A 21567-nucleotide genomic window follows, 5' to 3' on the forward strand; every position below is an offset into this window, starting at 1 on the left:
CGGCAATTTACCCACAGCGCGACATGGGAGCAGACCCTGAACACCGATCCGACCCAGCAGAACTCCTCCGGTCACCCGGTCACCGGCTGGTGGACCGAGGCGACCATCTACCAGATCTACCCCCGCTCGTTCGCCGACTCCGACGGCGACGGGATCGGTGACCTGCCCGGCATCACCGCCCGCCTCGACCACCTGGTCGAGCTGGGCGTGGACGCGGTGTGGCTCTCCCCCTTCTACCCGTCGCCGCAGGCCGACGCCGGCTACGACGTGGCCGACTACCGCGACATCGACCCGCTGTTCGGCACCCTCAGCGACGCGGACAAGCTGATCGCCGAGGCCCGGTCCCGCGGCCTGCGGGTGATCGTCGACCTGGTCCCCAACCACACCTCGTCCGCGCACCGCTGGTTCCAGGCGGCGCTGCCCGCCGCGCCCGGCAGCCCGGAACGGTCCCGGTACATCTTCCGGGACGGTCGGGGACCGGCCGGCGACCAGCCGCCGAACGACTGGCAGAGCGTCTTCGGCGGCCCGGCCTGGACCCGGACGGTGGACGCCGACGGGCAACCCGGCCAGTGGTACCTGCACCTGTTCGACACCGGCCAGCCGGACCTCAACTGGGAAAACCCGGAGGTGCACGCGGAGTTCCTGGACGTGCTGCGGTTCTGGCTCGACCGTGGCGTGGACGGCTTCCGGGTGGACGTGGCGCACGGCCTGATCAAGCAGGCCGACCTGGCCGACTGGCAGGAGCCGCAGGAGATCCTCTCCGGCAACGAGATCGACAAGCCGCGCCCGCCGATGTGGGACCAGGACGGCGTGCACGAGATCTACCGGCAGTGGCGGCAGGTTCTGGACAGCTACCCCGGCGAACGGGTGCTGGTCGCCGAGGCCTGGGTGGAGCCGGCCGAGCGGCTGGCCCGCTACGTCCGCCCGGACGAGATGCACCAGGCGTTCAACTTCGAGTATCTGCTCGCCGCCTGGACCGCACCGGCCCAGTACGCGGTGATCACCCGCTCGTTGGAGGCGACCGACTCGGTCGGCGCGCCGACCACCTGGGTGCTGTCAAACCACGACGTGGTGCGGCACGCCTCCCGGCTCGGCCTGCCGATCGGCGGCGGCCGTCCCAACGGCATCGGCATCGGTGACCCGCAGCCGGACGCCGCGCTCGGCCTGCGCCGGGCCCGGGCGGCCACCCTGCTGATGCTCGCCCTGCCCGGCTCGGCCTACCTCTACCAGGGCGAGGAGCTGGGGCTGCCCGAGCACACCACGCTGCCCGACGAAGCCCGGCAGGACCCGACCTGGGCGCGCAGCGGACACACCCAGCGCGGCCGGGACGGCTGCCGGGTGCCGATCCCGTGGGAGGCCGACGCCCCGTCGTACGGCTTCGGGCCCACCGACGCGAGCTGGCTGCCGCAACCCGCGGTCTGGGCGGAGTACGCCCTGGACCGTCAACGTGACGTGCCCGGCTCGACGTACGAGCTGTACCGCACGGCGCTGCGGCTGCGCCGCGAGCACGGGCTGGGTCGCGGCACCCTTGCCTGGTTGCCCGCCGGCGACGAGGTGCTGACCTTCCGCAACGGTGCGCTGACCGTGCTCACCAACTTCGGCACCGCCCCGGTGCCGGTGCCCACCGGTGCCGAGGTGCTCGCCACCAGTGCCCCCCTGAACGACGACGGCGCGGTCCCAACCGACGTGACCGTCTGGCTGCGGGGCTGATCCCCCGCCGACAGACCCGCCCTGGAAGCGACGCTCCCAGGGCGGGTCTGTCGGGTGTGCTTTGGAGCTGATGCCGCAAACGAGTCAGACGGTCCCTGCGCCGCCACGCCCGACGCCCGACGCCCGACGCCCGACGCCCGATGCCCGATGCCCGATGCCAAGATCGTGCTATTTCCAGGATGTAGGGGCTTCGTGCCGCGTCGAAAGCACTACATCCTGGAACTAGTGCGATCTTGGGCATGGGGATGGGCGCGGTCCCAACCCGGGCGCGGGCGAAGTCCCGGACGCGGGCACGGGCACGATCCCAGCGCGGCGCGGGCGGTCAGAGGCGGTCGGCGCGGGTGTGCAGCAGATCGTGCACGTTCTCGATGTCCGCTGGTGAGCTCCGCGAGGCGAGCCAGTACATGACGCCGGTGGGGATGAAGAAGAGCTGGAACGCGGCCAGCCCCACCGCGAAGTTCAGCGGCGGCGGGAACGCCGTCCGGAGCGCCTGGAAGGCGACCCCGACCAGGCCGTTGCCGGCCGCCCGGCCGACCCCGTTCACCAGGTTGCCCAGGCTGTAGACGGTGCCCCGGTGCTCCGGCGGGTTCACGTCGGCGATCAGCGCGAACCAGTTCGGCGAGTTGGCCGAGGTCAACGCGAGCGCCACGACAGCGGTGAGCAGGCTCAGGCCCACCGACGGCTCGGTGAACACACTGGCCAGCACCGCGCCCACCACCGCGCCACCGCTGGCACCGTCCGGCACGTCGATGGTCACCGGGACGAAGAACAGCACCAGGTAGAACGGCAGCGCGGCGAGGATGCCGACCGCTGCGACAAGCGCCCGACCGCCGGGGTTGCGCCGCTGCACCGCGTCGCCGATCAGACCGCCCACGATGGAGAGCACCCCGCCGAGCTGGAACAGCGTGGCGAAGACGCTCCCCACCACCACCGCCGTCGACGCCGAATAGCCCTGGGCCTCGGCCCGTTCGGCGAAGAGCACCGGCAGCCAGACCAGCGAACCGAACGCGGCCTGCGCGGTCAGGCCCTGCAGGATCAGCCACCGGTTGGTCCGGCGGGCCAGGATCCGCGGCAGGTCGGCGCGGCTGATCCGATAGTCGTACTCCGCGCCGGCGTCCAGCCGGTCGGCCAACTCCGGCTCGCTCTGACCGCGCCGGATGTCGTACGTGAAGAGGTAGGCCACTGTGGCGGCCAGGCCGACGCCGGTCAGGATCAGGAACGGTCGCCGCCAGTCGGTCGCCCCGAGCAGCCCGCCGACGAGCGTGCCCGCCAGGGTGCCGACCCCCTGGGAAAGGCCCCAGAAACTCATCACCAGCCCCCGCCGGGTCGGTGAGATCAGGTCGGTGACCACGGAGAACCCCACCGAGCCGACCGCGCCGAGACCGACGGCCGCCACCAACTGGGCGGCCAGGAAGGTCAGGTAGCCGCCGGCCAGCGCACTGCCGCCGGTGCCGGCCGCCCAGAGCAGCGTCCCCACCATGAGCAGGCGTTTGCGATTGGTCCGATCGCCGACGTACGCCCAGCCGACCGCGGCCACCGCGCTCACCAGGAAGCTGACCGCGGTGACCAGACCCAGCAGCCGCCCGGACACCTGGAACGCGTCGGAGATCGGGCCGTACAGCGGCGGGACCAGCCCGATCGCCACGTTGTCCAGGGAGGCGAGCAGCACGAACACCACGACGCTGTACAACCGGTGGGCCGGACCACCGCCCCGGCCCGGCGGGCGTGGGCCGGGCTGCGCCCGACCCCGACCGGGTCCGCCACTGGTCACCGTCATGCCGGCAGCCAACCAGACGCCGCCACGAGGGCCGGCACGCGGGTGGGGTGCCGGCCCACAGGCTCCGGCACCCCACCCGCGTCGATCCCGACGGTCAGCGCCGGTCGAGAACCAGTCCGCGAGCCGCCGCGTACTGGTCGCGGACGGCGGGAACCGGCTCGCCCGCGTACTCCTCGGTGCCCTCGATCGCCCAGGCCGGCGGCGTAGGGCCGCCCAGGGCGACCCAGGCGGCCTGCCGGGCGGCGCCGTCGGCGACGTACTCCCCGGCCGGCGGCACGACGACCGGGCAGCCGAAGACCTGCGGTGCGATCCGACGCACCGCCGCCGACCGGGCTCCGCCGCCGACCAGGATGACCCGGCGGACGGTGGCGCCCTGTGCGATGAGCGCGTCCAGGCCGTCGGCGAGCGCACAGAGCATGCCCTCCACGGCGGCCCGCGCCAGGTGCGCGGGGGTCGACGTACGCAGGGTCAGGCCGTGCACCGCACCGGTGGCGAGCGGCCGGTTCGGCGTCCGCTCCCCCTCCAGGTAGGGCACCATGACCAGCCCGTCCGCGCCGGCTGGCGCGGAGAGCGCCAGGTCGGCCAGCTCGTCCAGGCTGACCCCGAGCATCGCCGCGGCGGCGTCCAGCACCCGGGCCGCGTTGAGCGTGCAGACCAGCGGCAGGAAACGACCTGACGCGTCGGCGAAGCCCGCCACGGCACCGCTCTCGTCGGCGGCCGGCACGTCGGCGACGCTGAACACGGTGCCGGAGGTGCCGATCGAGACGACCACGTCGCCGGGGCCGGCACCGACGCCGAACGCGGCGGCGGCGTTGTCCCCGGTGCCCGCCCCGAGCAGCGCGCCGCCCGAGCCGCCCAGGTCGTCGGCCAGCTTGCCGGCCGACTCCGCCGGACCGAGCACCTCGGGCAGCACCAACTGCCGACCGAAGCCCCGCTCCAACAGGTCCGGCCGGTATTCACCGGTCGCCGGCGACCAGTAGCCGGTGCCACTGGCGTCCCCACGGTCGGTGCGCAACGCGCCCAACCCCGGTGCGCCGGCCAGCCGCCACGTCAGCCAGTCGTGCGGCAGGCAGACGGCGGCCACCCGGGCCGCCGCCTCCGGCTCGTGGGTGGCCAGCCACCGCAGTTTCGTGATGGTGAAGCTGGCCACCGGGACGCTGCCGGCGGCTTCGGCCCAGAACCGACGCCCGGCCGCGCCGCCGCCGGCCTCCTCGACGAGGTCGACGGCGGCGTCGGCGGATCGGGTGTCGTTCCACAACAGTGCCGGGCGGACCACCCGGCCGTCCTCGTCGAGGCACACCATGCCGTGCTGCTGGCCGGCGACCGAGATCGCCGCCACGTCGGCCAACCCGCCGGCCTGGTCGACGGCGCTGCGCAGCGCCTGCCACCAGGCTTCCGGGTCGACCTCGGTGCCGTCCGGGTGCGGTGCCCGGCCCTGCCGCAGCAGAGCCCCGGTCTCCGCGTCCCGGATGACCACCTTGCAGGACTGGGTGGACGAGTCAACGCCTGCGACAAACGGCATGGCGGGGCCTCAGCGGGCGCCGAGCAGGTGCTCGACGGCGAGCTGGTTGAGCCGGACGAAGGCGAAGCCCCGCGCGGCCACCGCGTCCACGTCGACGTCCTCGAACGCGGACCGGTCGGCCAGGAACTCCTGGTAGCCCTCGCCGTCGCCGAGCGTGGGCCTGCTCAGCTCGCCGACCTTGCTGGCGGCGAGCGCCTCGATGACCTCGGGGTCGGCGCGGAACGCCGCGGCCCGCTCCTTGAGCAGCAGGTAGGTGCTCATGTTGGCCGCCGCCGAGGCCCACACGCCGTCCATGTCCTCGGTCCGGGAGGGCTTGTAGTCGAAGTGCCGGGGGCCGTCGTACGCCGGGCCGCCGTTGGGGCCGCCGTTCTCCAGGAGGTCGACCAGGGCGAACGCGTTCATCAGGTCACCGTGGCCGAAGACCAGGTCCTGGTCGTACTTGATGCCGCGCTGGCCGTTGAGGTCCAGATGGAACAGCTTGCCCTGCCAGAGCGCCTGGGCGATGCCGTGGGCGTAGTTGAGCCCGGCCATCTGCTCGTGCCCGACCTCCGGGTTGAGGCCGACCAGCTCCGGGTGCTCCAGCTGGGAGATGAAGCCGAGCGCGTGCCCGATGGTGGGCAGCAGGATGTCGCCGCGCGGCTCGTTGGGCTTGGGCTCCAGCGCGAACCGCAGGTTGTAGCCCTTGTCGATGGAGTACTGGGTGAGCAGGTTGACGGCCTCGCGGTAGCGGTCGAGCGCGGCGCGGACGTCCTTGGCGAGGTCGTACTCGGAGCCCTCGCGACCGCCCCACATCACGAACGTGCTGGCACCCAGCTCGGCGGCCAGGTCGACCTGACGCAGCACCTTGCGCAGCGCGTACCGGCGGACGTCACGGTCGTTGCTTGTGAAGCCGCCGTCCTTGAAGATCGGGTGGGTGAAGAGGTTGGTGGTGACCATCGGCACCACCAGGCCGGTCTCGTCGAGGGCCTTGCGGAACCGGGCGATGTGCTGGTCCCGGGTGGCGGCGTCGACGCCGAACGGGATCAGGTCGTCGTCGTGGAAGGTGATGCCGTACGCGCCCAGCTCGGCGAGCCGGTGCACCGCCTCGACGGCGTCGAGCTCGGGCCGGGTGGCGTCACCGAACGGGTCACGGGCCTGCCAGCCCACGGTCCAGAGCCCGAAGGAGAACTTGTCGGCGGGAGTGGGACGGGGTGCCATGAGCAACCTCCGGGGTGGTGTTGTCGGCTATTTGTTCAGCCATTGAATTATTTGCCCGCCCTATGGCACTGTCAAGGGGTGAGCCTCACCCACGCCCCGGCCGGCGCAGTCCGTCAGGGCAGTCTGCGCGAACTCAACCTCGCGCTGGTCCTGGGCCGGATCGCCGCGGCCGACCGACCTCCGTCCCGGGCCGATCTGGCGACCGCTACCGGCCTGACCCGAGCCACGGTGTCCGCGGTGGTCGAGGACCTACTCGCCGGGCAGTTGGTGAGCGAGTCCGAACCGGCGCCCCGCGCCGGCGCCGGCCGCCCGGCCCGCGGCCTCGTCCTGGCCGACCAGGGACCGGCCGGGCTCGGCCTGGAGGTCAACGTCGACTATCTGGCGGTCTGTGTGGTGGACCTCACCGGACAGGTCCGGCACCGCACGGTACACCGGGCCGACCTGCGCCCGGTGGCCCCCGCCGATGCCCTGGCCCAGCTTGTCGAAATCGCCGGGACGGCCCGCGACCACGCCGCCGACGAGGGCCTCACCCTGGTCGGGGCCGCACTCGCGGTGCCCGGCCTGGTGGACGACTCCGGAGTGGTCCGGCTCGCGCCGAACCTCGGCTGGCGCGACGTGCCGGTGCCCGCGCTACTCGCCGCGCACCCGCCGCTTGTCGAGCAGGTGCCCGGCGTACCCGCGCTCGTGGTGGACAACGAGGCCAACCTCGCCGCCCTCGGTGAGCTGCACTCCCGGCCACCCGGACCGGCCAGCTTCCTGCACATCTCCGGAGAGGTGGGCATCGGCGCCGGCATCGTGCTGGACGGCGCCCTGTTCCGCGGCGTCCGCGGCTGGAGCGGCGAGATCGGGCATCTCCCGGTGCACCCCGAGGGCCGCCCGTGCCGCTGTGGCGGACAGGGCTGCCTGGAGCAGTACGCCGGTCAGGAGGCGATAGTGACCGCCGCCGGGCTCGCCCGGACCGAACTCCCCGCGGACACCGGGACAGCGCGACTTGCCGAGTTGGCCGCGGCCGGTGACCCGGACGCGCTCCGGGCGCTCCACGAGGCCGGGACGGCGCTCGGCGTCGCGGTGGCCGGTGTCGTCAACCTGCTCGACCTGGACACCGTGGTGCTCGGTGGCGGTTACGCGGCGCTGGCACCCTGGTTGTGTCCGCCGGTGCTCGCCGAGATCGCCAGTCGGGTGCTCACCGCCGCCTGGTCGCCGGTGACGGTCCGGCCGTCGACGCTCGGTGCGGAGGCCGCCGCGGTGGGCGCCGCCGGCTCGGTGGCCCGCCGGATCGTCGCCCAGCCCGCCGGCTGGTTGGGCCGCTCCGGTTGATCGACGCCAAGCGCTGGCTGGGCGGGTGTCCGAGGGGCTCGGTAGCCTTTCCAGCAGCAACGATCCGCGGCGAGGAGGCGAGCAGCAGCATGCGTACAGGTCGTCAGACGCGCGGTGACGTCGGACGGTGACCACGACCCGGCAACCCAGCGACACCACTCTGCCGGCCGACGCGAGACTTGCCCGCGAGCTGCTCGACGGGCTCGCCGAGGCCGTGCTGACCACTGACGGGACCGGTCGGGTCACCCTGACCAACGCCACGGCGCAGCAACTGCTCCCGGAGATCACCATCGGCACCGACCTGGCCCGCTGCCCGGTGGCCGCCCTGGCCCGGGCCTTCGCCGACGACGCCGCCCAGTTCTACGCCGAGCACCACGGCCGGCGGCTGCACGGCACCCGGCGGCAGCTCGCCGGCTCCCGGTACGCGTGGTACGTCCGCGACGTCACCGAGGAGCACGCCCACACCGCCGCGCTGCGGACCGAGCGCGCCCGCACCGCGTTCCTCGCCCAGACCGGCAGCCGGCTCGGGCTCTCCCTGCACCGGGACCAGGTGCTCCTGGCCACCACCACCCTCGCCGTGCCGTACCTGGCCGACCTGGCGGTGGCACTGCCCCGACCGGCCACCCCGACCGGGTCTCCCACCCGTTGGATCCGGTACGCCGACGGAGAGCCGACAGCGGTCGCCGGCCTGACCCCCGCCAGCCTGACCGGCACCGTGCCCGGCGTCGCCGCGGCGCTGGCCGGCGAGTTCGTCGAGCCGGGGCCCTGGCCGGATGCCGGCCCCGCCGACCTGGCCACCCTGCTGCCGCCCGGATTCGGCCCGGGCACCGTGCTGGTCAGCCCGTTGCTCAGCGCCGACAGATCGGCCGGCGCCCTACTGCTCATCCGCCGAGTCGGGCGGCCCGGTTTCGACGAGCGTGACGTCCAACTGGCCCGCGAGTTCGCCGCCCGGGCCGGCGCCGCGCTGACCAGCGCCGACCTCCATGGCGAACAGGCCCACCTGGCCCAGGTGCTGCAAACCAGCCTGCTCCCGCCCGAGCTGCCCACAGTGCCCGGCGTGGCCATTGCCGGCGGATACCGGGCGGCCGGAGACACCCTGCGCATCGGTGGCGACTTCTACGAGGTGTTCCCACACCCACGCGGAGCCCTGTTCGCGCTCGGCGACGTGTGCGGCAAGGGGGTGGGCGCGGCCGTGTTGACCGGCCGGGTCCGCCAGTCGTTGCGGACGCTGCGGCTTGTCGAGCAGCGTCCGCTGGAGCTGATCCAGCTACTCGACCGCGCCTTGGCCGACGCCCCGGACGCGGCACGGCAGAGCCAGTTGACCACCCTGCTGCTCGGCTCGATCGACAGCGGGCCCGGCGGGCTGGACATCCGGATCGCCGGTGGCGGCCACCCCGCGCCACTGCTTGTCACCGCCGACGGCACTGTCAGCACGGTCCCGGTCGGCGGGATGCCGGTCGGAGCGCTGACCGTCGCACGATTCGCCGAGACCCGGGTGCACCTCGCCCCGGGTGACCTGCTGCTCGCGTACACCGATGGGGTGACCTCGGCGCGCGGCCCGCGTGACCTGGCGACGTTCGGCGTGGCCCGGCTGCGCGCCGTGCTCGCCTCGGCGGCCGGGCTGTCGCCGGCCGCGCTCGTCGACCGGGTACGGCAGGCGGTCGACGAATGGCTGGCCGGCGAGGCGCACGACGACATCGCGATGCTGGCCGTGGGTGCCCCGACGCCGGGGTGATCGTCGCCTCGGCGAGGTGGTCAGGCGGTCCGCGCCACCGGCGGTCCGTCGGCCGGGCGGTCCCGGTTGCCGCCGATCGACAGTTCCGGCGCACCGGACTGGTCCGCCCAGGCCTGGCGGGTCTGCCGGTCCGGATCGATCGACCAGTCGTCCGAGCGCCCACCGGGCCGGTCCGGGTCGTCCGACCAGTCGTCCGAGCGCCCACCGGGCCGGTCCGGGTCGTCCGGCCAGTCCCGCGACTTCGGGGTGCGCTGCGCCCGCTGCTGGCGGGCGACCTCGTCGAACTCCCGCATGCCGTCAAGCAGCGCGTGGCGGCCCGCGGGGCTCATCCCGGCCAGCACGACGGCGAGCCGCGCCTGCCGGTCGGCCCGCAGCTCGGTGAGGAGCCGGCGGGCCTCCGGCGTGAGGTGCAGCGAGATCTCCCGCCGGTCGAAGCGCCCCGGCTCACGCTCAAGCATGCCGGCGGCGACCAGCCGGTCGCAGAGCCGGCTGGCGGAGCTGAGCAGCATGTCGAGCCGGGTGGCCAACCGCCGCAGGTTGATCCCGTCGTGCTGCTCGACCACCATCACCGCCCGTAGTTGGGCGCCGGAGACTCGGCCGGCCGTCCCCTCCCGGGCGGATTCCCAGATGCCGAGCAGGGCAGCGGCAGTCTCATCGAGCGCGGCAGCCATACTCGTCTCGGGGTCCGTCGAACTGTGCAGTTCAGCCATGGTGGCCCGAGAGTACTCCGAAACCACTGGTGGTTGAGCTTTCACCGAGGGAGCGACGATGAGTGAACCGGTCAATCAGGCACGACGCGCCCTGAACGAGACATCGGCGGACCGTCTCGTCGGTGGTATCGGCGAGGTGCTCGCCCGGTCGTACGCAATCACCGACGTCGAGCTCTACCAGGTCGACTACCGGCTCTCGGAGCTACTGCCACTCACCGAGGGTGACTCGATCACGAGCCCTGGGCATCCCGCCTGGCGTGCCTTCGACCACCAGTCGCCGATCCTGGCCGACGGCACCGCCTGGTTTCCGGTGACCATGCGTGGCGAGCGTCGCGGGGTGCTGTGCCTGGCGCCCGTCCCGGACGACCGGGAGGTCATCGCGGAGCTGGCCGACATCGCCACCGCGCTCGCCCACGAGGTGGCGGCGGTCTCCGCCGGCACCGACGTCTACCGGACGGCGCGGCGCACCCAGCGCCTCACCCTGGCCGCCGAGATGCAGTGGGACCTGCTCCCCGGCCGCAGCCGGATCCGCCCCTCGTTCAGCCTGGCCGGGCAGTTGGAGCCGGCCTACGCGGTCCGCGGCGACAGCTTCGACTGGTCCGACGACGGGGAACGACTCTGGTTGTCCACGATCAACGGCACCGGCGAGGGGGTCGCCGCCTCCCTGCTCACCTCGTTGGCCACCCACGCGCTCCGCAACGCGCGTCGGGCCGGGCTGCGCCTGGCCGACCAGGCCGCCCTCGCCGACCAGGCCATCTACGACCTGTACCGGGGCGAGCAGCACCTGTCGGCGTTGCTGATGGAGCTTGACCTGCGGTCCGGGATGATGACAGTTGTCGATGCCGGCTCACCCCGGCTGGTCCTGCTCCGCAACGGGGAGGTCACCGAGCAGCCCCTGGAAGCGCAGTTCCCCCTCGGCATGTTCGAGGAGACCGACTACCACGAGCAGAAGTTCCCGATGGAGCGCGGCGACCGGGTCTTCGTCGTCAGCGACGGCGTGGTGGAGGCCACCGGCCAGCACATGCGCTACGGCGAGACGGCACTTGACCGGTTCCTGCGGCGGACCGGGCCGATGGAGCCCCTTGACGCCGTCCGGTCCCTGATCGGTGACCTACGCGCCTTCGTGGCCGGTGACCTGGTCGACGACGCGGTGGTCGTCTGCCTGGACTGGACCGGCCCGCAGTCGTGACCGCCGGCGTCAGTACGCTCCGCGACCGTTCAGGACCGCACCGAAGGTCTTCCAGAGGATGGTGAGGTCGGCGGCGAGGGACCAGTTCTCCACGTAGTAGAGGTCGAGCCGGATGCCGTCCTCCCAGCTGAGGTCGGAGCGGCCACTCACCTGCCACAGTCCGGTCATGCCCGGCTTGACCAGCAGCCGCCGCGCCACGTCGCCGTCGTAGCGGGCCACCTCCGAGGGCAGCGGCGGTCGCGGTCCGACCATGCTCATCTGGCCCAACAGCACGTTCACCAGTTGCGGCAGCTCGTCAAGCGACCACTTGCGCAACAGCCGGCCGACGCGGGTGACCCGAGGGTCGTGGCGCATCTTGAACATCAGGCCGTCGGTCTCGTTGCGCGCGGTCAGCTCGGCGAGCAGCGAGTCGGCGTTCACCACCATGGTGCGGAACTTGAACACGCCGAACTCCTGCCCACCCCGGCCGACGCGGACCTGCCGGAAGAGCACCGGGCCGCGGCTGTCCAGTTTGATGGCCAGGGCGATGACCGCGATCAGCGGCATCAGCAGCGCCAGCGCCAGCGACGAGGCCGACCGGTCGACGAGACCCTTCACCAACTTGCGCGCACCACGGAACTCCGGTGCCTCGACGTGGATCAGCGGCAGGCCGGCCACCGGACGGGTGTGGATTCGCGGGCCGGCGACGTCGGTGAGCGCGGGCGCCACGACCAGGTCGACGCCGGTGCCCTCCAACTGCCAGCCGAGGCGACGCAGCCGGGTCGCGGTCAGCTCGCCGGAGGCGGTCACCGCGACGGTGTCCGCGCCGATGGCGGTGGCGGCCTCCGGGATGCCCCGGAACGACCCCACCACCGGTACGTCGCCCAGGCGCTGCGCCACCGGTGCCAGCAGCGCGTCCGGGATGCACGCGCCGACCACCTGGTACCCGGCGTACGGCTCGCGGCGCAGCGTGTGCACCAACTCCAACACGTGGGCGGTGTCGCCGACCACCAGCACCCGGCGGGACCAGCCGGCACCCATCGAGCGGGCCCGGTGCAGGCGCTTGCGGGCGGCGAACCGGGCCACCTCCAGCCCGACGGTGCCCACCGCGAAGGAGATGCCCAGGAAGCCCCGCGAGACGCCGAGGTCGGTGATGTAGCCGATGATGGCTATCGCGCCGGCCAGGCGCAGGCTCGCGGAACTGACCCGCCGGTACTCGTCCGCCCCGTAGCCGATCACCCGGTCGTCGTAGCAGCCGAGCGCCTTGAGCGAGGTCAGCCAGGCCAGCACCAACCCGGGGGCCACCAGCACGTACGGGATCTCGGAGCCGGCCGGTTCGCCGTCACCGAAGCGGGTGACGTAGCCGATGAGCAGCGCGATGATGAGCACGGTGGTGTCCAGGACCACCATGACCCGGATGTAGGACCGCTCGTCGGCACGCGCCACCAGCCCGGCGCGGTTGTCGTTCGGCTCCGCCGTCGTGGCGGGGGTCAACAGTGTCGCCGCGGTCACCGGCCCTCCCACTCTGCTCAGGATGGCCCCGGCCAACGGGTCGGACCGGAGGCGCACCGACTATGCCGGAACAGTCGACATCCTGCCTCCATAACTATGACCGCCGATTGCTTCGGACGTATTGCCGTCACTTTTCTTCAACCTGGAAGCCAAAAAGCGGCCCGCCTACCGGATCCCGGTAGGCAGGCCGCTGAGGGCCGTACGTCAGCTCAGCGCGGTGCCGGCGGACGTCGCGCGATGGCGCTGAGGAAGATGCTGCCGATCTCGCTCGGGTCCTTGGTGACGAAGACATCGCCACCGGCCACCTTGGTGATCGACTCAAGCTCGGCCTTGCTGACGCCCTCACCAATGCCGATCATGATGACCTGGACCGGCCGCTCCGGATCAGCGATCTGCTTGAGCTTGGCGAGCAGCTGCTGCTGGGTGAGGCCGTTGTCGTCGTCGTTCTTACCGTCGGTGAACAGCACTATCGAGTTGACCCGGCCGGGCTGCCAGTTTTCCTGCACCGCCTGGTACGCGGCCAACATCGTGTCGTAGAGGCCGGTGTCGCCGTCGGAGGGCTTGATGCCACCGAGCGCCGCCTCCAGCTGGGCCCGCTGGCCGGAGAGCGGGCCGATGCCGACCAACTCCCGATAGTCCCGGTTGCCGACCAGCTTGGTGGAGAAGGTCCACAGGCCGATCGACCAGGAGTCGTCGAAGAGGCCGAGGCCACGACGGGCCGCGTCGACGGTGACTTCCTCCCGGCTCCGGTTGTTGGCGGAGGGCACCGGGTCCTTCATCGAGCCGGAGACGTCGATGACGGCGAGCATCCGGCCGGACTGGGTGGCGATCGACCAACTGGAGACGACCCGCTGGATCGCTGCCGGGTCCAGCCCACCAGCGGCGGTGCCGCCGTTCGCCGCTGCGGTCGGCGCACCACCGGACGGACTCGGGGCGCCCTGCGGAGCCTTGAAGCCGTCACCCCAGTTGCCGTCCGGTGCGCGCAACGACTGCGCCGCGAGCCGGTTCCGGAAGGAGGGGCTGGTGAGCAACTCGAACAGCACCCGGGCCGCCGACGCCTTGGTCGGCTCGATGCCGGGCAGCACCGCGTAGGGGTAGTCGAGCGGCATCGGGGCCGGCTCCATGTAGAGCGCGGCCAGCGGCACCGGTGGCTTCTTGCTGTTGTAGGCGATCACGTCTTCTTCGGACAGCGCCGCCGCGCCGAGACCGCTGGCGATCGACGTCGCGTCGTTGGCGGTCGGGAAGCGGGCCAGCAGGTCGTTGCGCAGCGAGGAGCGGCCGGTGGCCAGTGCGCGAAGCGCGCCGACGGTGTTGCGTTGGGCGTCGCCGCCTGCGCCGTTGGCGGCGGCGGTCAACGAGAGCAGGCCGGACAGGCCGGCGGCGTCACGGGTCGGCTCGACGATCCCGGTGCGCAGCGGCGCGCTCGTGTTGTTCACCTGCTTGAGCAGGTCGGTCCAGTTGAACTTCTTGTCCGGCCAACCCAGCCGCAGGGCGATCGGCTCGGGCATCGCGACGACGATGGGGCTGCGCGCGATCGACGCGCCGTTGGTCGGCGCGAACGCTGTCGCGTCCTTCTTCAACCGCAGCAGCCAGGTCGAGGAGTCCGGCACCCAGACGTCCGGGCTGACGGCGGTGCCGCTGGCCTGCCCCACACCGGCCAGGACCGCGCCATGCTTGGCCGCCACCACGGCCGCCACGTCGACCGGGTCGGACGCGGAGACATCGACCTTGATGCAGGTCGGACCCACCGCGGCGCCGTCCTTGACCCACTGGGACGCAGCAGCGTCCACAGCGGGGGCCAGCTCGGAGGCGACCGCCACCGCGAGTCGGATCTCCCCCGAGCAGCTGGACTGGACCAGCTCCCGATAGCCGAACCACAGGCCGGTCGTGACGACGAGCACCGTCGCCGTCGCGGCGGCGGCTGCGAGGTGGAGTTTCGAACGCATGCGATGGCGGCCTGCTGACACGGTGACCATCTTGCGTACAAGGTGCCGTCTCTGCCACATCCGTTCGGCCTAAAGTTACGCAGGAGAAACAGATCACCAGCATTTGGCAACGGAGCGTGACGTGCCGGCCCCGAGGGGTTGCCGAATCAGCGTCCGTCTCACGTCCCCGTGACGGCCCTCACGGCAGCACACACGTCGGGCTCGGCACCGGCACCGGTTCCCCGATCGCCTCCGGAACGCCGGTGTCGATGTCGCGCCGGAAGACCCGCACCATGTCGGCCCGTTCGTCGGCGACGTAGATGTGCTCCCCGATCAGCGCGAAGTGCCGGGGCCACTCACCACCGGTCTCCACTTCGGTCACCAACTCGGGCAACTCGCCGGCCAGGGTGAAAGCCGACAGGGTGCCCACCCCCCGGTTGGCGACGTAGAGGAACCGGCCGTCCGGGCTGACCGCCACCTCCGAGGGCTGGACGTGACCGGGCCGCGCGCTCGCCTCGACCCGACCTCGCTGGTGCAGCGCGCCGTCGTCGGTCAGCTCGTAGGCGGTGACGGAGGCGTCCAGCTCGCCGACGAGGTAACACCGCAGTCCGTCCGGGTGCCGGGCCAGGTGCCGGGGCCCGGCACCGGGCGTCGTACGGATGCGTGGCGCACGCGGCACCAGTCGACCGCTCGCCCGGTCCAGGTCGTACCGGTAGACCGAGTCGGTGCCGAGATCCACAGCGAGCAGCGGCCCCCGGCCCGGCCCCGGGGAGACCATGTGGGCGTGCGCGTGGTCCTGCCGGTCCGGGTCGGGGCCGTGCCCCTCGTGCACCACCAGGTCGGTGCGCTCGCCGGGCACCCCCTGCGGGTCGAGCGGGAAGACCGCCACGCTGCCGCTGCCGTAGTTGGCCACCACCAACTGGTCGCCGTCGGGCAGCACCGCCAGGTGGCACGGCTCGGCGCCACCCGTCGACCGGCTGCCCAGCGGATCCAGCCCACCGTCCGGCCCGACCCGCCAGGCGCTGATCTCACCGGCCGTCAACTCGTTCACCGCGTACAGCACCGGGTGGGTGGGGTGCCGCGCCAGGAAGGAGGGGGACGGTGTGACAGCCACCGTGCCGAGCGGGGTCAGCGCCCCGGTCGTCGGGTCGCGACGCGCGGCGACGATGCCGCTGCCCCGCCCACCGCTCTGCGCGGTGTAACCCCCGATGTGGACGACCCCACCCTGAGCACTCACGTCCCACTCCTCCGCCGGCATCCTCCGCTGATCCAATCAGAGGCTGCCCGCATCGCCGGCCGGTTAACCGGCTTTGCCGCCCGGATCTCAGGCCGTCGGCACCGGCTCCCCGCGTTGCCGGGCGACATGCTCGACCAAGGAGATCAACACCAGCTTTCCGGACTGCCTGTCGCGGGCGTCGCAGAGCACCATCGGCACGTCCGGGTCGAGGTCGAGTGCCCGGCGTACGGTCTCCAGATTGAACCGCCGCGAGTCGTCGAAGCAGTTCACACCGACGACGAACGGGATGCCGCGTTGCTCGAAGTAGTCGATGGACGGGAAACAGTCGGCCAGCCGACGGGTGTCGGCGAGCACCACAGCGCCGAGCGCGCCGAACGCCAACTCGTCCCACAGGAACCAGAACCGGTCCTGGCCGGGGGTGCCGAACAGGTAGACCTGCAGGTCGTCGTTGATGGTGATCCGGCCGAAGTCCATCGCCACAGTGGTGGTCGACTTGCCCTCCACCCCGGAGACGTCGTCGGTGCCGACCCCGGCGCCGGTCAACACCTCCTCGGTCTGCAACGGGCGCACCTCGCTGAGGGCACTGACAAGTGTCGTCTTGCCGGCCCCGAAGCCCCCCGCGATGAGGATCTTCAGCGCCAGCGGGATGGTGGTGCTGGTGCCCGTATGGTCACAACGCACGGAGTCCACTGACCACCGCCTTGAGGATGTCGTCGTCGGGAAGAATTCCGGCGGCCGGCGGCTCGTGCACCGCGACCAGGCCCTCGGCCAGGAGATCACCGAGGAGTACCCGGACCACCCCGACCGCGAGGTCCAGCTCGGCTGCCAACTCGGCCACCGACACCGGCCGGAGGGCCAACGCGATCAGCCGTCGGTGCTCCGGGAGCAGGTGCGGATGGCCCGCCACGTCGCCGTCCGATGTCGCAAGCACGAATGCGACAAGGTCGAAACCGTCGACGGCGGAGCGTACCCGGCCTTTGGTGAGGGTGTACGGGCGCACCACCGGACCGGCCTCGCCGTCCAGCCACTCGTGTTGCGGCCCCGGCGGCTCAGCCCGCATCACCGGCTCCGGCCGACGATCGGGCCGGCGCGGCGAGGCTCTCCCCCACCCTGATGACGAGCATCGCCATCTCGTACGCGACCAACCCGATGTCCGCGTCGGCGTCGCTCACCACGGCCAGGCAGGCGCCCTGCCCGGCGGTGGTGACGAAGAGGTACGCCGACTCCATCTCCACCACCGTCTGCCGGACCGGACCGCCGTCCACGTGCCGGCTGGCGCCCCGCGCCAGGCTGGAAAAGCCCGCGGCGAGCGCACACAGGTGCTCCGCGTCCGAGCGCTCCAACTCGGCCGAGCAGCCGAGCAGCAGACCGTCGGCGGAGAGCACCACCGCCTCCCGGGCGGCCGGCACCCGTTGCACCAGCTCGTCGAGCAACCAGTCCAGGCCGGTGCTCTGCTTCGTCGAATGCCGCACTAGGCGTCCCTCTCAGTCGCGGTCGGGGGTTCGGGGGGCGACACCGGGGCGGCCGGATCGGTTGGATCGGTTGGCACTGCCGGCGTCGCCGCAGCGGTCGGGGTGGTGCCGGTGGCGCGGCCGCGCGCCGTGCCGGCCTGCAAGGCCGCCATCACCCGGCGCACCTCCTCGGGAGACCGGGGCGCCGGCGTGTCGGTGACGGCGGACCGCGGTTGGGCGGCGGGGGTACGACGTCGCACCCGGCGGGGCAGACCGTCGAGTTCGTCGTCCGCTGCCGACCCCGCGTCGCCCGGCCCGCCGCCCGCCGCCGGCCCCGAGTTCGGTGCGCCGGTGGGTGGGGCGGACGGTGCGACGACGGCGCGCGGTGCCGTGGGTGGGCGGGTGCGGGGCACGGCGCCCCGACGAGCCGTCCGGGCCAGCCGCCGGGCCGGGTCGGCCGACGCGGCGGGCAGCGTGGCGGGGTCAGGGCCGGCCGGCGGCTCGGCGGTGACCAGTTCGGCGGGGATCAGCACCACAGCGATCACCCCGCCCTGCTCGGACTGGCGCAACCGCACCCGTACGCCGTGCCGGGCCGCCAGCCGGGCCACCACGAACAGGCCGAGCCGGGCGCTCTGCGCCGGGTCGAACTCGGGCGAGCTGGCCAGCCGGGTGTTCGCCGTCTCCAGGGCCGCGGCGGACATGCCCAACCCCTGGTCGGTGATCTCCACGGCGTACCCGTTCGCGACCTGGTCCCCGGAGACGGTGACCCGGGTGTCCGGCGGGGAGAAGGCGGTGGCGTTCTCGATCAGCTCGGCGAGCAGGTGGATGACGTCGCCGACCGCCCGGCCCAGCACCCCGGCGGGCTGCGCGGCGGTGATGTCCACCCGGTCGTACGCCTCGACCTCGGAGATCGCGCCGCGGATCAGGTCGACGATCGCTACCGGGTTTCGCCAACCGCGGCCGGGCGCGGAGCCGGCAAGGATGACCAGGTCCTCGGCGTGCCGGCGGAGCCGGGTCGCCAGGTGGTCGACCTGGAACAGCTCGGCCAGCTCGTCCGGGTCCTCGGCGCGGCGCTCCATCCGGTCCAGCAGGTGCAGCTGACGGTGCACCAGGCTCTGGCTGCGCCGGGCGATGTTCAGGAAGACCTCGTTGAGCCCACGCCGCAGGGTGACCTCGTCCACGGCGGCCTGGACGGCGGTGCGCTGCACCTCGGTGAAGGCGCGGCCGACCTCGCCGATCTCGTCGTGGCCGTACTCGAGTGGCGGTGCCTCCCGGGCGACGTCCACCTGCTCGCCGCGACGCAGTCGGGTCACCACGTCCGGGAGACGGTGCTCGGCCAACTCGAGCGCGGCGGTGCGGACGCCACTGAGACGCTGGACCAGCGTGCGGCCGAGGCGCAACGCCACCAGCACCGAGACGACCACTGCGACAAGCCCGAGCACACCGGCGGCGGCGAGCCGCACCAGGATGCGTACCGCCATCGGCACGGAGCGGTCGGTGAGACCGTCGGCCTCGGCCAGCTCGAAATCGCGCAGCTGCTGCTGCACCGCGTCGTAGCTGGCCTGCCAGGCCGCCGCGTCGACCGGCGGTCGGCCGGACCGGTTGGCCGCGACCAGCGCGTCCTGCATCGTGCGCAGCCGGGTGAACGCCTCGCTCTCGGTCAACCGTTGGTACGCGACCCGGCCGGACTCGGGCAGGTCGGCCACGGCGTTGTCGGTGAGCCACCGTTGGTTGCCGATGGCCTGCACGAGTTGGGCGTGCTCCCCCTCGGCGAACCGTCCGGCGAACAACGCGCCGGCCAGCAGGGCGTCGCTCTGGCCGAGCAGTTCCCGGGACCGGCCCAACGCGGTGAGCGCCAGGGCCTGCCGGTTGAGGTCCGGGTCGTTGAGGGTCGCCATCGCGGAGAACGTCTGGAAGGCCGCGGTGACCATGCCGCTGTACAGGCCGATCGCGCCGCTGCGGTCCACCTTGCGGTCGTCGATGAACTGCCGCCCGGCCGGCAGCGCCGCCAGGGCGGTGAGCAGGTCGTCGATCCGCGCCTCCAGCGGGTCGTCGGCGGCGTCGCGCAGGGCTTCCCCGTCGACCCGGCGACGCAGCTCGGCGATGGCCCGGTCGGTGCGCTCCCGCTGCTCGGCCAGGACCGGGAGCTGGGCGGTGCCCGCGAGCTGCACCACCGAGAGCCGGCGTTCCCGTTGCAGCTCGGTGACCACGATCTCGCCGGGGCGACCCAGGTCGTAGAGCAGGGTGCGGGCGGAGAGCAGGTCCAGGGCGGGACCGAAGGTGAGCGTGGTCGCGAAGATCCACAGCGCCAGGAGCGCGGTCACCGGCGCGACGACCAACGCGGTCAGCTTCGAACGGATCGGCCAGTCGCGGGTTCTCATCAGACCTCGCCCGTACAGGGGTGGCAGGAGGGGTGCCGGCACCGCCGGGCAACGCGTCGGCCGGCGGTGCGCCCGGCGTGACGCCGGGCACCGGCGCGGGCGCCTTGGGCAGGATACGTAATCGGGGGCCGTTGCACTACCGCCCGTCGCACCGACATCGACGCTCCGAGATGCCCCGCACCGGGCGGCGGAAGGTCCGCTTTCTGGACTCGGTCAGGTCTGCGCCGCTCGGCGGGCTGCGGCCCTCGGCAGCTCCTTCTCCCGCTCCCGCACACAAGCCGGCCAGAAAGTACCTCGGATCGGGATTGGCGATCAGTGCGCGGAGGGAATACCAGGTGACGAAGGAGGAGCCATGTCGCCCACGCAGGTAATCGTCATCGTGCTCGTCGTGCTCGTGATCGTCGCGGTGCTGGCCGTGGCCGTCCGGTCGCTCGGCCGCCGTCGCGCGCTGCGCGACCGGTTCGGGCCGGAGTACGACCGGGTGGTGGAGGAGCAGGACAGCCGATCCGCCGCCGAGCGCGAACTGCGCGACCGGGAACGCCGGCACGCCGAGCTCACGCTCACCCCGCTCAGCCCGGAGTCCCGGGCCCGCTACAGCGCCGCCTGGGAGGAACTCCAGGTGCGCTTCATCGACTCGCCCGGCGAAACGGTTGGCGACGCCGACGCTCTGGTCACCCGGCTCATTGAGGAGCAGGGCTACCCGACCGGCGACTTCTCCGACCAGATCGCCCATCTCTCCGTCGAGCACGCTCGCACACTCACCAACTACCGCGACGCGCACGACATCCACCTGCGCAACTCCCGGGGCGAGGCCAGCACCGAGGAGCTGCGGCAGGCGGTCGTGCACTACCGGGCGCTCTTCGCCGATCTGCTCGGCGAGGAGCCGGTCGGCCACCGCGCGCCCGAACAGCGCCACCACCCGGACCACGACTCCACGAGCCGCTGAGGAGGTCACCGATGCGCCAGGAAGAGCAGCAGGTGAGCAACGACCACCCGGAGGCCGTCCGGTCCGCGCCCGTCCCGGTACCGCCCACCGGCGACCGGGCCGGCCGCTCGGACGTCCCCGAGGATGCCCTGGAAGACCGGGGCACCTTCGACAACCAGACCGCCGCCGACGAGCGGGCCGACTCGGACGAGCGGTTCGACGCCACCGAGCCGGTCGACGACACCGACCGGGCCGACCACACCACACGGATCGGCGACGCCGACCGGTTCGACGACGCGGAGCGGGATGCCGCGTACGACCCGGTCGACGACGAGCGCGCCGACGACTCCGACCCGCGCCACCGGCGGGACGACCGCTCCGCCGACGAGGGCGGCTTCCACGAGCCGGGGCCGCTGCCCACGGCGTTCGGCGCCACCACGGTGGCCGACGCGGTGGCCGCCTCGGCACTGGCCAGCCCCAACCCGCAGGATCAGCCGGACGCCCGGGCCGAACGGACGGCCCAGCCGGGCGACGGCGCCGAGGACGGCGAGCGGGAGGGCCTGCGGGCCGACCCCACTGCCGAGTTGCACCGCCGGGACGCCGCCCCGGGGACCGACCCGGACGCGGTGACCGCCGGCGCGGCCGGTTACGGCAGCGCGACACCCGAGATGGTCGACCCGGACGCCGACGGCGAGCCGGTCGACACCGAGGGCGACGGCACGTCGTTGGGGGCCGCCGGGACATCCCGGCCCGCCGGGTCGACAGTCGCGGCGGAGCCGGCGACACTCCTGGACACCGACACCGCACAGGGCTTCCGCGACCGCTGGCGGGACGTGCAGCTGCGTTTCGTCGATGATCCGCAGGCTGCGGCCGGCGAGGCGCAGTCGCTGGTGGAGGAGGCCATCCAGGCACTCTCCTCGGCGCTGGCCGCGCAGAAGACCACGCTCGGCGGATGGCAGGACGCCGGCTCGGCCGACACCGAGCAACTGCGGATGGCGGT

16 protein-coding genes and 1 pseudogene are annotated in these 21567 nt (G+C 72.8%); 6 read left to right on the forward strand and 11 right to left on the reverse strand.

What is annotated here, in order from left to right; all coding sequences use genetic code 11:
* Positions 1-36: 36 nt before the first annotated feature.
* Positions 37-1710 (forward strand): glycoside hydrolase family 13 protein, encoded by a 1674-nt coding sequence (locus tag AB0B86_RS23865; protein ID WP_357419869.1) that lies wholly within the window; start codon positions 37-39, stop codon positions 1708-1710.
* 322 nt (positions 1711-2032) lie between these two features.
* Here AB0B86_RS23865 and AB0B86_RS23870 read toward each other — a convergent pair whose 3' ends face one another.
* The 3 genes from AB0B86_RS23870 to xylA all read right to left on the reverse strand — a co-directional run bounded on the left by AB0B86_RS23870 (position 2033) and on the right by xylA (position 6206).
* Positions 2033-3487 (reverse strand): MFS transporter, encoded by a 1455-nt coding sequence (locus tag AB0B86_RS23870; RefSeq protein WP_357407046.1) that lies wholly within the window; start codon positions 3485-3487, stop codon positions 2033-2035.
* Positions 3488-3581: 94 nt separating this feature from the next.
* Complete coding sequence (gene xylB / locus AB0B86_RS23875; protein WP_357407048.1) at positions 3582-5009, reverse strand: xylulokinase; 1428 nt, start codon at positions 5007-5009, stop codon at positions 3582-3584.
* Positions 5010-5018: 9 nt separating this feature from the next.
* Positions 5019-6206: a xylose isomerase gene (gene xylA, locus AB0B86_RS23880; protein ID WP_357419845.1), complete on the reverse strand. Its 1188-nt coding sequence runs from the start codon at positions 6204-6206 to the stop codon at positions 5019-5021.
* 78 nt (positions 6207-6284) lie between these two features.
* On the opposite strand from xylA, the gene AB0B86_RS23885 reads away from it, so the two are divergent.
* Together AB0B86_RS23885 and AB0B86_RS23890 are read left to right on the forward strand one after the other, a co-directional pair.
* A complete protein-coding gene (locus AB0B86_RS23885; protein WP_357407052.1) occupies positions 6285-7523 on the forward strand; it encodes an ROK family transcriptional regulator in 1239 nt (412 codons plus the stop codon).
* Positions 7524-7650: 127 nt separating this feature from the next.
* On the forward strand, positions 7651-9258 hold the full coding sequence (locus AB0B86_RS23890) for a SpoIIE family protein phosphatase (protein ID WP_357419846.1): 1608 nt from the start codon (positions 7651-7653) through the stop codon (positions 9256-9258).
* A gap of 20 nt (positions 9259-9278) precedes the next feature.
* Here the strand turns inward: AB0B86_RS23890 and AB0B86_RS23895 are convergent, their stop codons facing one another.
* The gene (locus AB0B86_RS23895) at positions 9279-9968 is read right to left on the reverse strand and encodes a MarR family transcriptional regulator (protein WP_357407057.1); all 690 of its coding nucleotides are present in this window, start codon (positions 9966-9968) and stop codon (positions 9279-9281) included.
* A gap of 58 nt (positions 9969-10026) precedes the next feature.
* Here AB0B86_RS23895 and AB0B86_RS23900 point away from each other — a divergent pair, with 58 nt between their 5' ends.
* Positions 10027-11157 carry a PP2C family protein-serine/threonine phosphatase gene (locus AB0B86_RS23900; protein WP_357407058.1) on the forward strand — a complete coding sequence of 377 codons (1131 nt, stop codon included), beginning with the start codon at positions 10027-10029 and terminating at the stop codon, positions 11155-11157.
* A 9-nt stretch (positions 11158-11166) separates the two neighbouring features.
* Here AB0B86_RS23900 and AB0B86_RS23905 read toward each other — a convergent pair whose 3' ends face one another.
* From AB0B86_RS23905 to AB0B86_RS23935, 7 genes are all read right to left on the reverse strand, one after another.
* Positions 11167-12633 (reverse strand): sugar transferase, encoded by a 1467-nt coding sequence (locus AB0B86_RS23905; RefSeq protein WP_357407115.1) that lies wholly within the window; start codon positions 12631-12633, stop codon positions 11167-11169.
* 224 nt (positions 12634-12857) lie between these two features.
* Positions 12858-14615 carry a substrate-binding domain-containing protein gene (locus tag AB0B86_RS23910; RefSeq protein ID WP_357407060.1) on the reverse strand — a complete coding sequence of 586 codons (1758 nt, stop codon included), beginning with the start codon at positions 14613-14615 and terminating at the stop codon, positions 12858-12860.
* Positions 14616-14772: 157 nt separating this feature from the next.
* A complete protein-coding gene (locus AB0B86_RS23915) occupies positions 14773-15810 on the reverse strand; it encodes a lactonase family protein (RefSeq protein WP_357407062.1) in 1038 nt (345 codons plus the stop codon).
* An 87-nt stretch (positions 15811-15897) separates the two neighbouring features.
* Entirely contained in the window at positions 15898-16500 is a 603-nt protein-coding gene (locus tag AB0B86_RS23920; RefSeq protein ID WP_357407064.1) for an ATP/GTP-binding protein, read from the reverse strand.
* A complete protein-coding gene (locus AB0B86_RS23925; RefSeq protein ID WP_357407067.1) occupies positions 16481-16870 on the reverse strand; it encodes a DUF742 domain-containing protein in 390 nt (129 codons plus the stop codon). Before AB0B86_RS23925 ends, AB0B86_RS23920 begins: the two co-directional genes overlap by 20 nt.
* Entirely contained in the window at positions 16860-17282 is a 423-nt protein-coding gene (locus AB0B86_RS23930) for a roadblock/LC7 domain-containing protein (protein WP_357407069.1), read from the reverse strand. The genes AB0B86_RS23925 and AB0B86_RS23930 overlap by 11 nt, the downstream gene beginning before the upstream one ends.
* The gene (locus AB0B86_RS23935) at positions 17282-19642 is read right to left on the reverse strand and encodes a nitrate- and nitrite sensing domain-containing protein (protein ID WP_357407071.1); all 2361 of its coding nucleotides are present in this window, start codon (positions 19640-19642) and stop codon (positions 17282-17284) included. The genes AB0B86_RS23930 and AB0B86_RS23935 overlap by 1 nt, the downstream gene beginning before the upstream one ends.
* A 352-nt stretch (positions 19643-19994) precedes the next feature.
* On the opposite strand from AB0B86_RS23935, the gene AB0B86_RS23940 reads away from it, so the two are divergent.
* Both AB0B86_RS23940 and AB0B86_RS23945 read left to right on the forward strand, forming a co-directional pair.
* Complete coding sequence (locus AB0B86_RS23940; RefSeq protein ID WP_357407073.1) at positions 19995-20588, forward strand: hypothetical protein; 594 nt, start codon at positions 19995-19997, stop codon at positions 20586-20588.
* Between the two features lie 374 nt (positions 20589-20962).
* Positions 20963-21151 (forward strand): annotated as a pseudogene (locus tag AB0B86_RS23945) (hypothetical protein); the annotation flags it as partial.
* Positions 21152-21567: the final 416 nt, after the last annotated feature.

Source organism: Micromonospora sp. NPDC049047, assembly GCF_040649135.1.
Classification (GTDB): Bacteria; Actinomycetota; Actinomycetes; order Mycobacteriales; family Micromonosporaceae; genus Micromonospora.

Bases quoted from the DNA above. Each gene is read 5' to 3' on its own strand.
- AB0B86_RS23870 (WP_357407046.1), bottom strand. From the start codon at position 3,487: ATGACGGTGACCAGTGGCGGACCCGGTCGGGGTCGGGCGCAGCCCGGC.
- xylB (WP_357407048.1), bottom strand. From the start codon at position 5,009: ATGCCGTTTGTCGCAGGCGTTGACTCGTCCACCCAGTCCTGCAAGGTG.
- xylA (WP_357419845.1), bottom strand. From the start codon at position 6,206: ATGGCACCCCGTCCCACTCCCGCCGACAAGTTCTCCTTCGGGCTCTGG.
- AB0B86_RS23895 (WP_357407057.1), bottom strand. From the start codon at position 9,968: ATGGCTGAACTGCACAGTTCGACGGACCCCGAGACGAGTATGGCTGCC.
- AB0B86_RS23900 (WP_357407058.1), top strand. From the start codon at position 10,027: ATGAGTGAACCGGTCAATCAGGCACGACGCGCCCTGAACGAGACATCG.
- AB0B86_RS23925 (WP_357407067.1), bottom strand. From the start codon at position 16,870: ATGCGGGCTGAGCCGCCGGGGCCGCAACACGAGTGGCTGGACGGCGAG.
- AB0B86_RS23935 (WP_357407071.1), bottom strand. From the start codon at position 19,642: ATGAGAACCCGCGACTGGCCGATCCGTTCGAAGCTGACCGCGTTGGTC.
- AB0B86_RS23940 (WP_357407073.1), top strand. From the start codon at position 19,995: ATGTCGCCCACGCAGGTAATCGTCATCGTGCTCGTCGTGCTCGTGATC.